Source organism: Hyphomonas sp. GM-8P, assembly GCF_003263315.1.
In the GTDB taxonomy this organism is placed as follows: Bacteria; Pseudomonadota; Alphaproteobacteria; order Caulobacterales; family Hyphomonadaceae; genus Hyphomonas.
Window position 1 is genome coordinate 68,068 of the sequence record NZ_AWFE01000138.1, and the last position, 13,356, is coordinate 81,423.

General features: G+C 61.2%; 14 protein-coding genes. 1 reads left to right on the forward strand and 13 read right to left on the reverse strand.

The genetic code is table 11. The features are described from left to right. Positions 1–12 precede the first annotated feature (12 nt). Complete coding sequence (rpsO, locus tag HY26_RS18345) at positions 13–282, reverse strand: 30S ribosomal protein S15 (protein ID WP_034761042.1); 270 nt, start codon at positions 280–282, stop codon at positions 13–15. A 223-nt stretch (positions 283–505) separates the two neighbouring features. After that, a complete protein-coding gene (locus HY26_RS18910; protein WP_146740277.1) occupies positions 506–805 on the reverse strand; it encodes a hypothetical protein in 300 nt (99 codons plus the stop codon). 161 nt (positions 806–966) lie between these two features. Between HY26_RS18910 and HY26_RS18355 the strand changes: the two genes are divergently transcribed. Beyond that, entirely contained in the window at positions 967–2,007 is a 1,041-nt protein-coding gene (locus HY26_RS18355; protein ID WP_034761038.1) for an NAD(P)-dependent alcohol dehydrogenase, read from the forward strand. A gap of 22 nt (positions 2,008–2,029) precedes the next feature. Here HY26_RS18355 and HY26_RS18360 read toward each other — a convergent pair whose 3' ends face one another. The 11 genes from HY26_RS18360 to HY26_RS18410 form a co-directional block, all read right to left on the reverse strand. After that, a complete protein-coding gene (locus HY26_RS18360; protein WP_112074300.1) occupies positions 2,030–2,533 on the reverse strand; it encodes a hypothetical protein in 504 nt (167 codons plus the stop codon). Between the two features lie 52 nt (positions 2,534–2,585). Further along, positions 2,586–3,521 (reverse strand): tRNA pseudouridine(55) synthase TruB, encoded by a 936-nt coding sequence (truB, locus tag HY26_RS18365; protein WP_112074344.1) that lies wholly within the window; start codon positions 3,519–3,521, stop codon positions 2,586–2,588. A gap of 118 nt (positions 3,522–3,639) precedes the next feature. Then, complete coding sequence (locus tag HY26_RS18370) at positions 3,640–4,380, reverse strand: hypothetical protein (protein WP_112074301.1); 741 nt, start codon at positions 4,378–4,380, stop codon at positions 3,640–3,642. A gap of 139 nt (positions 4,381–4,519) precedes the next feature. Next, positions 4,520–6,142, reverse strand: coding sequence for a bifunctional diguanylate cyclase/phosphodiesterase (locus HY26_RS18375; protein ID WP_112074302.1), 1,623 nt, complete (start codon positions 6,140–6,142; stop codon positions 4,520–4,522). Positions 6,143–6,278: 136 nt separating this feature from the next. After that, positions 6,279–6,683, reverse strand: a complete 405-nt coding sequence (gene rbfA / locus HY26_RS18380; RefSeq protein WP_034761029.1) for a 30S ribosome-binding factor RbfA — start codon at positions 6,681–6,683, stop codon at positions 6,279–6,281. Further along, positions 6,683–7,210 carry a YcxB family protein gene (locus tag HY26_RS18385; RefSeq protein ID WP_034761026.1) on the reverse strand — a complete coding sequence of 176 codons (528 nt, stop codon included), beginning with the start codon at positions 7,208–7,210 and terminating at the stop codon, positions 6,683–6,685. The genes rbfA and HY26_RS18385 overlap by 1 nt, the downstream gene beginning before the upstream one ends. A gap of 11 nt (positions 7,211–7,221) precedes the next feature. Beyond that, on the reverse strand, positions 7,222–9,783 hold the full coding sequence (gene infB, locus HY26_RS18390; protein WP_034761024.1) for a translation initiation factor IF-2: 2,562 nt from the start codon (positions 9,781–9,783) through the stop codon (positions 7,222–7,224). A 60-nt stretch (positions 9,784–9,843) separates the two neighbouring features. Continuing rightward, on the reverse strand, positions 9,844–10,521 hold the full coding sequence (locus tag HY26_RS18395) for an RNA-binding protein (protein WP_112074303.1): 678 nt from the start codon (positions 10,519–10,521) through the stop codon (positions 9,844–9,846). After that, positions 10,496–12,268, reverse strand: coding sequence for a transcription termination factor NusA (nusA, locus tag HY26_RS18400; RefSeq protein WP_034761019.1), 1,773 nt, complete (start codon positions 12,266–12,268; stop codon positions 10,496–10,498). The genes HY26_RS18395 and nusA overlap by 26 nt, the downstream gene beginning before the upstream one ends. Continuing rightward, positions 12,265–12,864 carry a ribosome maturation factor RimP gene (rimP, locus tag HY26_RS18405; protein ID WP_034761017.1) on the reverse strand — a complete coding sequence of 200 codons (600 nt, stop codon included), beginning with the start codon at positions 12,862–12,864 and terminating at the stop codon, positions 12,265–12,267. The genes nusA and rimP overlap by 4 nt, the downstream gene beginning before the upstream one ends. Before the next feature lie 207 nt (positions 12,865–13,071). Continuing rightward, entirely contained in the window at positions 13,072–13,281 is a 210-nt protein-coding gene (locus HY26_RS18410; RefSeq protein ID WP_034761014.1) for a cold-shock protein, read from the reverse strand. Positions 13,282–13,356 lie beyond the last annotated feature (75 nt).

Here is a 13,356-nt window from a genome sequence, read left to right on the forward strand (position 1 = left end):
TTTTGGGTCGCCCTAGCGGCGGATGCCCAGTTCGGTGATGAGTTTTGTATAGCGCGCCTCATCCTTGCCCTTGACGTAGTCAAGCAGCTTTCTACGCGTTGCCACCATGGCCAGCAGGCCGCGGCGGGAGTGGTTGTCTTTCTTGTTGGTCTTGAAGTGGTCGGTCAGATTGTTGATCCGTTCGGTCAGGATCGCGACCTGCACTTCTGGAGAGCCCGTATCGCCCGGTTTGGTGGCGAATTTCGTGATCAGCTCTGCTTTTTTCTCAGCGGTAATCGACATCGAATATCTTTCGTACTGTCGCCTTGCGGCGGGGTTCACTTAAACGCCTGATTTGGCGGGGTTTTTCGGTGGTTTCCGGGGTCAATGGCCACAGCCGGGATGTCGTCCAGCAGGGTCAAGGTCCGAAGGGCCCACCTCAAGCGGCGGCTTATGGCTCATTTCGGGGGGAATTGGAAGGGGGCGAGGTGAGTTGGCGTAATCCCATGCCCATATTTCCAGAGCGCTATTCCGGAGCTCCTATAATCGCCAAAATGAAGTCCATGTTTCGATGGACGTAGCCAGCGGCCCGCAGGATTCGGAAATCCTCAACAATAACTTCCGGCCAACGAACCTCAGACCCATAATCGCCATCAGCAAAAGCAATATAAACTTGGTTTGCTTGGGCATCATTTCCAAGAAGCGTTTGTGCATGAGCCCAATTCACCAACGCTATACGAGTATCAAATTCACCTAAGTACTGCGGTTCGAGTGATGCGAGCGCGGCACAAGCGCCCAATACTTCTTGTGGCTGTCCGTCAAACAAAGCAATCCACGTGTGTCCGACAAGTGCTGAGCAAATATCGACCCGTAACCGGATGGCCGATGCCAGCCCGGCTCTCAGCGCTGGGCCTGCCTCCCGCACCGGCACGCATGGACAAGGCCCCGCTCCGGTGAAATGCTTCTAACGATAAAGGGAGGCACATCATGCAGGTTCACGCATACGCAACAGAGGGCGCCACGGAGGCGCTGAAACCGTTCGAGATCACGCGCCGCGACCTGCAGTCGAACGATGTTCTGATCGACATCACGCATTGCGGCGTCTGCCACAGCGACATCCATGCCGCGCGCAATGAATGGGGCCGCTCGCGCTATCCCTTCGTGCCGGGGCACGAGATCATCGGCCGGGTCAGCGAGATCGGCCCGGACGTGACGCAGCACAAGGTGGGCGATCTCGTCGGCGTCGGCTGCATGGTGGATGCCTGCCTTGCCTGTCCGGCCTGTCATGACGGGGACGAACAATATTGCGAGAAAGGCATGGTCGGCACCTATGGCGGCACGGAGCCCGTGATCGGCGGACCGACCTTTGGCGGCTATTCCCGCCAGATCGTGGTGCGCCAGGAATTCGTGCTGAAAGTGTCTGAGAAACTGCCGCCGGAAAAGGTCGCCCCCCTGCTCTGCGCCGGGATCACCAGCTGGTCGCCGCTGAAGCACTGGAATATCGGCAAGGGCGACAAGGTGGGCGTCATCGGCCTCGGCGGCCTCGGCCATATGGGCATCAAGTTCGCCGTCGCCCTCGGCGCAGAAGTCGTGATGATCACCACCTCACCCGAAAAGGGAGAGGATGCGCGCCGCCTCGGCGTCAGCGATGTGCTGGTCTCGAAAGACCGGGCACAGATGAAGGCGCATCTGGGCAGCTTCGATTTCCTGCTGAACACCGTGCCGGTGAAGCACGACCTGAACCCCTATCTGGGCCTCCTCGCCCGCAACGGCACGATGGTGATCGTCGGCGCGATCGAACCGCTGGAAGAGATGCATGGCGGCCTCTTGCTGGCCAACCGGCGGCGCATTGCGGGTTCCGGCATCGGCGGTCTCGAAGAGACGCAGGAGATGCTCGATTTCTGCGCCGAGCATGACATAACCTGCGATGTGGAAGTGATCGCCATGAAGGACATCAACGAAGCGTATGACCGCGTCGTCGCCAGCGATGTGAAGTACCGCTTCGTGATCGACATGGCGACGCTCTAGGCGGCCAAAGGGCGCGCCGGGATCAGTTCGGCCAACTGGCAGCCATGCGGCTCGCCTGCCGGGAAAAGAGGCCGAGGCGGCCGCCGCTCTGCTCGTCGATCCAGTCGGCAGTGCGCTGCCAGACCACGATCTTGAGGCCCGGCGTTTTTCCGGTTTCGAGCTCCACCGTCCTGTGGATCAGCATCCAGCTCTGCGGCGTGGCCTGAAGGTCGGCAAACGGAATGTAGAGCGGCTTGAAGATTGGAATGTTCAGCAGGAAGGGTCGGAACAGCAGCCAGACACCTTTCCGGTCCACATGAAGCGTCACCATGGAGTGGTAGGAATTATAGGCAACGCCCCGGCCATGCAGGATCACCGTGCTGAAACGCTTGCGCGGACCTTCCGGCTCGGCGGCGGATTCATAGGCCTCCGCCAGTTGGCGCCAGCGCCAGCTGTCGCGCCAGATGACAATGGCCAGCGCCCCGCCGCCAACGACGAGGCCGAACCCGAGGGCATAAAAGCGCGCGAAGATTTCCACGAAATCCATCGCGCCTGTATGGGGGATCAGGTTTAAAATCCGGTGGAGGCGACGTGAAAAATTACGCTACGAATACGCGGGCCGGCTCAAACCGCCCGGCACGCACCTCTCCCATCGCCACGGCGTGGCCATCGCAGATGACGAGGGCGGAGCGGTCATCGTCCACGCGCTCGACCCGCCACTGTTCCACAAGATGGGGCATCAGCTGGATCTCGCGGCCCTGGCGCACATTGGCGGCCTCGTCGCGGGTGATAGTGAGCTGGGGAATATCGTCCAGTACGGCCTGGACCGGCTGCAGCAGGGCAAGCAGTGCCGCCTTGTCCTCGGTCTCCTCGATTCTGGAGATCGGCACGGCCGTCGCGGCGCCGAAATTGCCAACGCGCGTGCGGCGCAGCTGGCTGATATGGCCCTCGCAGCCAAGGTCGAACGCCAGGTCCCGCGCCATGGCCCGGACATAGAAGCCCTTGCCGGAGGTGACGTGAATGACCGTATGATCCGGATCCGGCATGCCGATCACGGCAGCCTCGAACACGTCCACTTCGCGGGGTTTCAGTTCGAAATCCTCACCCTCGCGGGCCAGGTCATAGGCGCGCTGGCCGTCCACCTTGATGGCGGAGTATTTCGGCGGGACCTGTTCGATCGTGCCGACATAGTTCTTGAGGACATCCTCGACCTCATCCCGCGTCGGCCGCGCATCGGAAGTGGCCGTCGCCTCCCCTTCCGCGTCCTGGCTGGCGGTGGAAATGCCCCAGCGAATGGTGAAGACATATTCCTTCTCGGCGTCCATCGCCCACTGGACGGTCTTGGTTGCCTCCCCGAAGGCAATCGGCAGGATACCGTCTGCCAGCGGATCAAGCGTTCCGCCATGGCCGACCTTCGCGGCATTGTAGCGGCGCTTCAGGATCGCCACGGCCTGAGTGGAGGTCATGTCGACCGGTTTGAACAGGTTCAGCCATCCGGTGACCGGATCGCCCTTGCGCTTGCGCTGTCTCGCCAAGATCAACTCCCTTGCACCGGCCGGCGGATCGGACGCCGCGATGCGGTCTGGCAGAATGGAAAGCGAGGGCCTTAAGCGGGAGGACCCCCGCCGTCAACCGGGTGAATTGTGTACCGTATCAGGAGGCGGGCTTCATCGCCTCAGCCACCTTGTCGAACAGGGCGTCCTGATGGTCGTCATCATGCCGGTGGGCAAGCTTCGGCAGCGGCGGATCATTGTCCGCATCGCCGAGCTCGGGCAGCGGTTTCGGTTCCGGCTCTGCCGGGCGTTCCGGCACAGCTGAAGCCCGGCCCCGCGGGGGCTCAGGGTCCGGCTGGCCCGGGGACTGGTTCGGGGATTTCAGGTTCACGATGTCGAGATTCAGATCAAAATCGCCCATGATCGTGCGGTCGTCGGTGTCCATCTTGTGGCGTACCACATCGCGGATCTTGCACAGCACGTCGCGATTATCGTCCACCAACGGGATCTGGCGCGCATCCGACGTGCCAATGACGAGGCGGAAATATTTCTGCTTCACCCGCAGCTTCGCCGCGATCATCCCCGCGCGGAGGCCGCAGACCATCGCACCGATCAGCATCACGACACCAATCGCCAGCATCACCATGCTGGATGGCCGGCCCGGCAGCACGGCCCACCAGCCAATACCCATGAGCGCGAAGAACATCAGCGACACGAACGCGGTGGCATAGCCCTTCTGCGTCACGCGGTTCTTCGGCGTGTCCCAAGGAAAGAAATCTTTCGCTTCCACACTCATTGTCGCGATGCGCTGTATGGCAATCGTGTCATCGCCCATCTGCAGCGAGGCAGCGGAAATCTCACCCTGGCGGGCGCCTTCCATGTCGAGCGTCTGACGATCCATCACTTGCCCCTTTTTTGGGCCCCTGTTCCGGGCCCTTCCTGTGGCCCCTGTTCGGCATGTCATGAAATGCTGGCAATGTGGCCAGAGTAAGTCAACTTACATCCGGTCCAGAATCCGCTCGGTCCCGCTGATGCTGCGTTCAGGCACGCTTGCGCGGCGAGGCGGGAGTTTCGGCAGTGTCAGGCTTGCCTTCTACCGTATTTGCTTGCGCATCTGCCAATTCAGGGAGACCCGATGCCTCCGGCTTGCCGAAGAGGAAGCCTTGCCCGGTGTCGCAACCGAAATCCGTCACGGTCATCGCATTATCGACGGAATCGATCCCTTCCGCCGTAACCGACAACCCAAGACTATGCGCCATGGATGTCACGGTACGGACGATGGTTTGCGCTGCCGGATCAATGGACAGGTTTGCAATGAAGGACCGATCGATCTTGAGCGTTTCAAAAGGCAGTTCGCTGAGATGGCGAAGAGAGGAATACCCCGTGCCAAAATCGTCCAGCGATATATGGACGCCCTGGTTCCTGAGCGACCAGAGCACATCCCGGGCCTTCTTGAAATCCCCAACCAGGGCATTTTCCGTCACCTCGATCTCCAGCCGGCCCGGCTGAATGCCTTCATCGACAAGGATTTGCAGAATGCGTTCAACCAGCCAGGGATCATTGAACTGCACCGGTGAAAGATTCACCGAGAACCGCATATCGCCGGGCCAGTTCCGCGCCGCCTGAGACGCCTTGCGCAGCACTGCGTAGAAAATGTCGGAGATGAGCCCCGCTTCCTCGGCTATGGAAATGAACTCATCTGGCTCACGGCAGGTGCCGTCACCCATGCACCAGCGGGCGAGCGCCTCGTAGCCTATGATCGCCTTGTCTTCCAGGCGGACCAATGGTTGGAAGTGCGCCTTGATTCTGTCTTCTGTCAGGGCCAGGCGAAGCTCGTCTTCGACCTTGGCTCGGCGCAGCGCAGCCACCTCCATGCCCGCTTCGAAAAAGCTGAAACCGTTCCGGCCGGATTGTTTGAACCGGTACATCGCCGCATCTGCCTGTGCCATCAGCACATCGATGTTCATTTGGGGGTCTGTCGTCGTGGTTGCGCCGATACTGGCTCCAACGGATACTGAAACGTCGCTCAGATCGAACCGGCGATCAAAGGCGACCGCGATCGCTTCGACACGCGCGAGCAACTGTTCCTCGGTGAACGAACCACGCATGAGGATGCAGAATTCATCCCCGCCGAAACGGAAAACAGATGCATCTGGCCCGGCAGCATTTGTCAGCCGTGCGCCCACCGCGAGCAGCAATTCATCCCCCACGGCATGACCGTGCAGATCGTTCACCGGTTTGAACCGGTTGAGATCAATAGAAACAATGGTGACCGGTTCTTCCGCTGCCTGCTCGAGTGCCCGGGAAATCTCGATCTGTGCCTTGCGGCGATTGGCAAGCCCCGTGAGCGGATCGTGCAATGCCATCTGGCTGGCTTCCAGCTCTGCCGCCCGCCGGCGTTTCAGCTCCTGACGGGTTTCGTCGAGCCGGCGTTTCGCATAGATCACCAACCCGATGGGCAAAAGCATCATGGTGGTCATGATCTCGTCCAGTTCCCAATTCTCATGGGCATGGGACAATTTCATGACGTAATCGAACGCTTCCATATGGATCGCGATCAGCAGGATCGCGCCGAAGAAAACGATGATCCAGCCAGCATCGAGAAAGGGCGTGGATCGCCAGAACGGCATGTCAGCGCGTTCATCCGTTGAGAAATCTTGCATATATCTCCGCCAGAATGGCGACCTATAAAAGCTACGATATACCCAAGACAATTCGTACCTAAGCGATCATCGTTTCCGATAGCTTAAGCGATCCGGACCAATGTGACCGGTCGCCGATATTCTGCAGATGTGGCTTTTATTCGCCTTCCACGTCCCGGCGGACCTTCGGATCCATCAGGAGACGGTCGATCGCCGTGGCGTCGTCATAGGATTTGTCGGCGATGAAGTGCAGTTCCGGCGTGTAACGCAGCTCAACTTCCCGGCCGAGACGGCCACGGAGGAAACCGGCTGCCCGGTTGAGCGCATTGGCAAGTTTCGTCCGGCCCTCATCGGAGTCGTCGCCCAGCGGAGACACGAACACGTTCGCATGCTTCAGGTCCGGTGAGCAGCGTACTTCCCCGACCGTGATCATGACCTGCTCCAGATCCGGGTCGCGAAAGGCTTCGCGCGAGAGAATATCGGTCAGGGCATGGCGCACGAGTTCACCAGCCCGCAACTGACGCTGCGATGGCATGCCGGGCGGGGCGGATTTGCGGGCCATCAAGATGGAACCTTCTCATTGAGCCGGGCCAGGAAAGCCTGACGCGCGGTCTTGTTCTTGCCAAACCAGGCATTCGGGATGATCAGCGGCGCTGCCCCGTCCAACCGCACCGTAACATGCCCGCCTGTGGCTGCCACATTCGTAACACTGCTCCAGGCGGCGCGTGTTTCAATACCGCCACGCCGGACGACCAGACTGTCCTCTTCCAGTGCGATGCTGGTCTCCAGCCGGGTTTCCGTACCGCGCCCATGAACATGGCGGTAGGACCACCGGATGAAGATCAGATACCAGGCGATACCGGCGAAGGCTGCGACGAGGGCCGCCACAAGCCATTGCCAATACGGACTGGCCCCAACCATGATCATGGCATTGCGCATCAGGACCGACATGCTGGCCGAGATGATCGGCGCCGTCACACCGGCATAGTAGACCGCCGTTGGCCCGACTGTGCCGCCACGCGCCAGCCGTGTCAGTTTCCTGACATCCTTCTCGGTCAGAAGACCGGTGACGGTGAGCGGCTCAGTCATGGAGGACCAGACTAGTCGAGCGTTCTTGCGATTTCCTCAACCTGGAAGCATTCGATCTTGTCGCCGACCCGGATGTCGTCATAGCGCTCGAACGCCATGCCGCATTCCATACCGGCCGTCACTTCGTTCACTTCGTCCTTGAAGCGCTTCAGCGTCTTCAGCTTGCCTTCGTGGATAACGACATCGTCGCGCAGGAGGCGGACGCCACAACCGCGAAGCACTTTGCCTTCAGAGATCCTACAGCCAGCGACCTTGCCGACCTTGGTGATATTGAAGACTTCGAGGATCTCGGCATAGCCGATGAAGGTCTCACGCTTCTCCGGTGCCAGCATGCCCGACAGGGTCGCTTTCACATCGTCGATCAGGTCGTAGATCACCGAATAATAGCGGATCTCCACGCCTTCCTTCTCCGCAAGGTCGCGGGCCTGTTTGTTGGCACGGACGTTAAACGCGAAGATCGGAGCTTCAGACGATTTCGCCAGCAGCACATCGCTTTCGGAAATACCGCCTACAGCGCCATGAATGACGCGGGCGCGGACTTCTTCGGTCGACAGCTTGTCCAGCGACTGGCTGATCGCTTCGACCGACCCCTGCACGTCGCCTTTGACAACGACAGGCAGTTCGGACGTTTCGACAGCGCCCTCTTTCAGCTTGGTCAGCAGCTGATCCAGCGAAGCACGTGCGGCAACACCGGCCTTGCCGGCAACCTGACGCTTCGTCCGGATACGGTAATCCGTGATTTCACGGGCGCGAGCTTCAGTATCGACAACCACGAAGGCCTCGCCCGGATCGGGCGCACCATCGAGGCCAAGCACCTCGACCGGCTGGGATGGTCCAGCGTCTTTCAGCTGTTGGCCGCGCTCGTCGACCAGAGCACGCACCTTGCCCCACTGGGTGCCGGCGACGACGATATCGCCGCGCTTCAGCGTGCCGCGCTTGACCAGAACGGTCGCAACCGGGCCGCGGCCCTTGTCCAGCTGGCTTTCGACCACGATGCCGTCAGCATCCCGGTTCGGATTGGCCTTCAGCTCAAGCAGTTCGGCCTGAAGCGAGATCGCGTCGGTCAGCTCATCAAGGCCCATGCCGGTCTTGGCCGACACAGCAACCGCCTGGGTTTCACCGCCCATGCTCTCAACCTGAACGTCATGCTGCAGCAGGTCTGTCAGCACCTTGTTCGGGTCGGCCGTTTCAAGATCGCTCTTGTTCACGGCGATAATGATCGGCACACCGGCCGCCTTGGCGTGATTGATGGATTCAATCGTCTGCGGCATGACCGAGTCGTCAGCCGCCACAACGATAATGGCAATATCGGTCGCAATTGCACCGCGTGCCCGCATCGCCGTGAAGGCCGCGTGGCCTGGCGTGTCGAGGAACGTGATCCGCTCGCCCGACTTCAGTTTCACCTGATAGGCACCGATGTGCTGGGTAATGCCGCCGGCTTCGCCAGAGACCACGTCCGTCTTGCGCAAGGCGTCGAGCAGCGAGGTCTTGCCGTGGTCGACGTGGCCCATGATGGTCACGATCGGCGGGCGCGGCTCCAGATCCTTCGGATCGTCCTCAACCCCTTCCAGACCGATTTCGACATCGGCCTCGGAGACACGTTTCACGGTGTGGCCGAATTCCTCGGCAATCAGTTCGGCCGTGTCGGCATCGATGATGTCGTTGCCACGCAGCATCTCGCCCTGCTGGATCATGAACTTCACGACGTCTGCGACGCGCTCGTTCATCCGGCCGGCCAGGTCCTGCAGCGTGATGGTTTCAGGCAACGTGACTTCGACGGAGACCTTCTCGCGCTCACCGCCACCACCACCGCGGCGCTCACGTTCACGCTCACGGGCCCGGCGCACCGACGCGAGCGAACGCTGGCGATCGGCATCGTCGCCAAGGGCAGACGTGATGGTCAGCTTGCCACGGCGGCGGGAATCGCCCCCGCGTGCACCACGGGACGGGGCTTCGTTACGCGGCCGCTCATTGCGGTCGTCACGGCCGGACTTGCCGCGCTTTCCGCGGCCGGCGCTTTCCTCAGCAGGAGCAGGCTCGCCGGGTGCCGGCTGGAAGTCCGATTTTGCACGGGAAGGTTTCGAGGCGCGCTCGGCACGCTCTTTCTCCGCGGCTTCGGCTGCCTTGCGGGCTTCTTCCTCAGCCTTGCGGCGGGCTTCGGCCTCTTCACGCTCTTTCTGTTCCTGGAGCTTGCGCTCCTGTTCGGACCGGAGGCGCTCCTGGGCGGCCTTGTCCTTCTCGATTTCTTTCTCGCGCGCGTTCTGCTGGGCCTTGCGTTCAGCCAGCGCTTTCTGCTGCGCGATCAGCTCTGCCACGGTAATCCCCCGCTGGGCCGCGATCGCCTTCAGCTTCTGCTCAAGCGAAGGCTCTGCCTTGCCGGAGCCGGATGCAGCTGCGCCGCCGCCTCCCTCAGAGCCGCCCGGACCAACCGTCCGGCGTTTCTTCGTCTCCACGACGACCTGTTTGGACCGGCCATGGCTGAAGCTCTGCTTCACCGTCCCCGAGGTCTTGCGGGAAACAGTGAGCGGCTTGCGCCCGCCCGTATTGCCACCAGTGTCTTTCGTATCGCTCATTCGTCCTACATATCACAATTCTGGCCAACGCACCCACATGGCGCGAAGGCGGTTTGTCCGCTACCGATCCTGATCCGCAAACCAGTCCAGCTCCGGCCTCTCCCGAAACCCGGTAAGGCGCGCATACGCGGCCTTCAGAGCTTTGGCGAAAGGCCCCTTGCGGACGAGACCGTGTATCACACGCTCACGTCCGAATGCCATGCCCAATTCAGTCGATGTCAGGGCACCCGCAACCTGCACCTCGCTATATAGGCCTTTTGCGAGGAAATACAGCTTCGAACGGCCATCTTCTGCACCGTCGGATGCCTCCAGCATCAGTCCCGGCGGCCGTTTTTGCAGGGCCGCGTGGACCTGATCGAAACCAAGCACCACGTCCCCGCCCTTCTTTGCCATGCCGAGAAGGCCGACAAAGCGCTGTGCCAGCAGGCCTTCCACCGTATCCGGAAGGCCATCGGGCACCTGGACGGATGTCTTGAATGCGCGGGCAAACGCATTCTTCTTCACGGCTTCCGCCAGAACAGCACGGTCTGCCTTGATCCAGACCCCGCGTCCGGGAAGCTTCTCCGCCACGTCCGGCGTCACCACGCCATCGGGCGAAAGCACGAAGCGCACAAGCGCTTCCTTGCCGAGACGCTCACGCGTGACGGCACACTGCCGGACGGAAGCATCGCCTCCGTCCGCAGCATTTCCTTCAGTGCCGGCTACTGCGACATCACTCTTCGGGTGCGGCTTCGTCATCGCCGCCCTCCGCTGCAAGTGCTTCAAGGTCGATATCGCCAAGATCGCCGAGGTCACCGAGATCGATTTCCTCGGTCTCACCGCTATCGAGCGTGTTGAGGGCGAGCAGCGCGCGCTCTTCCTCGGTCAGCTCCTGCGGGGCTTCGGCCTCTTTCTGGGCGGCAATCATCTGGTCGATGGCGTCTGCCTCAATCCAGCCAGCGGCGACGCGGGCCTTCATGATGAACATCTGGGCGTCATCCTTGCGCATTTCGCCTTTCTTCAGGATGCCCTCGACCCAGACCGGCTTGCCGTCCGGGCCCGGCTCGCGCCAGCCGGTGATGTCGTCCGGCACAAGACCGGCCACATCGTCCAGCGTCTGCACGCCTTCCTCACCGAGGCGAACCGCGAAGGACGGATTCATGCCTTCCAGTTCCATGACGGCATCCTCGACACCCAGTTCCTTGCGCTTGGCATCATTTTCAGCGGCCAGGCGTTCGAGGTATTCGCGGGCACGTTCCTGCAGCTCGGCAGCCACATCTTCGTCGAAGCCTTCGATCGAGATGAAGTCTTCCGGAGCCACATAAGCGATCTCTTCGACCGTCTCGAAGCCTTCCGAAGCCAGCAGCTGGGCCAGCGTTTCGTCAGCGTCGAGCGCCTTCATGAAGAGTTCGGTACGCTCCTGGAATTCGCGCTGATAACGCTCGGAATCGGCGCTCTCCGTGATCAGGTCGATCTGCCAGCCGGTCAGCTGGGAAGCGAGACGCACGTTCTGGCCGCGGCGGCCGATGGCCAGCGGGAACTGGTCGTCGGCGACGACGACTTCCACGCGGCGCTCTTCCTCGTCCAGCACCACTTTCGACACTTCGGCCGGCTGCAGCGCGTTCACGATAAAGGTCGCGTCGTCATAGCTCCACGGAATGATGTCGATCTTCTCGCCCGACAGTTCGCCGACAACCGCCTGCACGCGCGCACCGCGCATACCGACACAGGCGCCGACGGGATCGATGGAGCTGTCATTGGAAATGACACCAATCTTGGCGCGCGAACCCGGATCGCGGGCACAGGCCTTGATTTCGATCACGCCCTCGTAAACTTCCGGCACTTCCTGGGCGAAGAGCTTGACCATGAAGTCAGGCGCAGCACGCGACAGGAAGATCTGCGGGCCCTTGGTTTCGCGGGAGACCTTGTAGAGGTATGCACGCACACGGTCGTTCGGCTGGAAGTTCTCGCGCGGGATACCGTCATTGCGGCGGATGATGCCTTCAGCGCGGCCGAGGTCCACGATCACATGGCCGTACTCAACACGCTTGACGACGCCGGAGATGACTTCGCCGACGCGGTCCTTGTACTCATTGTACTGACGCTCACGCTCGGCATCGCGCACCTTCTGCATGATGACCTGCTTGGCGGTCTGTGCAGCGACACGGCCGAAATCGAACGGCGGCAGCTCTTCGGTCAGCTCGCTGCCGATCTCGAGCGACGCATCGATTTTCTTGGCTTCGGCAAGACGCAGCTGCTTGGCTTCGTCTTCGAATTCCTCGTCCGGAACCACCGTCAGGACACGCAGCAGCGTCTGCTCACCGGTCACCGGGTCAATGGTGGCGCGGATGTCATGCTCCTGGCCGTATTTCGCCTTGGCAGCCTTCTCGATGGCTTCCTGCATGGCCTCGATGACGATCGACTGGTCGATCGACTTCTCTTCGGCCACCGCCTTGGCGATCTGCAGAATTTCGAGCCTGTTGGCTGAAACGCCGATAGCGCTCATTGGACGTCTCCCGTCTCTTCGTTGGTATCTGTTTCGTCTTCGGTCTCGTCGATCTCAAGATCGCCGAGGTCGTCTTCATCAGGTTGCGGCGGCAGATTGCCTGCCTGCCGGGCGGCCTCGATCAGCTCATCTGTCAGGACGAGGCTTGCCCGGCTCATTTCATGGACGTGGGCCACCAGCTCGACGTCATCGTCCAGCTCTATGTGGGCCCCATCCTCGTCTTCGCCAGTGATCACGCCGGTGAAGCGGCGGCGGCCATCGATCGGCCGGGCCAGTTCCACCTTGGCAAGGTGACCTACCCAGCGTCCGAAATCCCCTTCCCGGGTCAGCGGCCGGTCGATGCCGGGGGTCGAAACTTCCAGCGTGTAGGCTTCCTTGATCGGGTCAGCGGCTTCCAGCACCGGGCCAATGGCACGGGACAGGCGCGCGCAATCCTCGACATCGGTCGGCGCGCCGCCTTCTTTCTCGGCCATGATCTGAAGGTGCGGCCGGCGCCCGCCCTGGATGCGCAGGCGCACGATCTCCATGCCCAGCGACTCCGCCACGGGCGCGGCGAGGCTGAGAATGCGGCGTTCCTGTTCAGTCAGGGCGATCATGCGTCCGGGACAGACCTTCGGGTAAAGAAAAGCGGCGGCCCCGTTCCCGGAACCGCCGCCGATATGTTTCGACTTGGGAGGTTATATAATGCTGTAGCTGCCCGCTGTCGAGAGGCACACTCAGCAGGCCCGCTCGAAACAAAATTGGCCCAACAAAAAACGGCAGCTCCGCAGAGCTGCCGTTCCTGTTCCTGATTGCAGGAAACCTTAGAGAACTTTCAGGTCCACCGCCGAGGTCTTGCCGCGGCGCTCGTCCTTGTAGAGCTCGTAGGAAACCGCCTGGTCTTCCGCAAGAGTGCGGAGGCCCGAGCGTTCAACTGCGGAGATGTGAACGAACACGTCCGTGCCGCCTTCATCAGGTTTGATGAAGCCAAAGCCCTTCTGGTCGTTGAACCATTTCACTTTGCCAGTTGCCATTACTTCTAGTCCTTTGTGTCAATTCAAGCAGCCGATCCCGGAATGGGAAGGTCTGCCTATCGAAACGGGTAGGAA

Coding starts and splice junctions, on each gene's coding strand:
- rpsO (WP_034761042.1), bottom strand. CDS start 282: ATGTCGATTACCGCTGAGAAAAAAGCAGAGCTGATCACGAAATTCGCC.
- HY26_RS18355 (WP_034761038.1), top strand. CDS start 967: ATGCAGGTTCACGCATACGCAACAGAGGGCGCCACGGAGGCGCTGAAA.
- HY26_RS18360 (WP_112074300.1), bottom strand. CDS start 2,533: ATGGATTTCGTGGAAATCTTCGCGCGCTTTTATGCCCTCGGGTTCGGC.
- HY26_RS18370 (WP_112074301.1), bottom strand. CDS start 4,380: ATGGATCGTCAGACGCTCGACATGGAAGGCGCCCGCCAGGGTGAGATT.
- HY26_RS18375 (WP_112074302.1), bottom strand. CDS start 6,142: ATGCAAGATTTCTCAACGGATGAACGCGCTGACATGCCGTTCTGGCGA.
- rbfA (WP_034761029.1), bottom strand. CDS start 6,683: ATGGCCCGCAAATCCGCCCCGCCCGGCATGCCATCGCAGCGTCAGTTG.
- HY26_RS18385 (WP_034761026.1), bottom strand. CDS start 7,210: ATGACTGAGCCGCTCACCGTCACCGGTCTTCTGACCGAGAAGGATGTC.
- infB (WP_034761024.1), bottom strand. CDS start 9,783: ATGAGCGATACGAAAGACACTGGTGGCAATACGGGCGGGCGCAAGCCG.
- HY26_RS18395 (WP_112074303.1), bottom strand. CDS start 10,521: ATGACGAAGCCGCACCCGAAGAGTGATGTCGCAGTAGCCGGCACTGAA.
- nusA (WP_034761019.1), bottom strand. CDS start 12,268: ATGAGCGCTATCGGCGTTTCAGCCAACAGGCTCGAAATTCTGCAGATC.
- rimP (WP_034761017.1), bottom strand. CDS start 12,864: ATGATCGCCCTGACTGAACAGGAACGCCGCATTCTCAGCCTCGCCGCG.
- HY26_RS18410 (WP_034761014.1), bottom strand. CDS start 13,281: ATGGCAACTGGCAAAGTGAAATGGTTCAACGACCAGAAGGGCTTTGGC.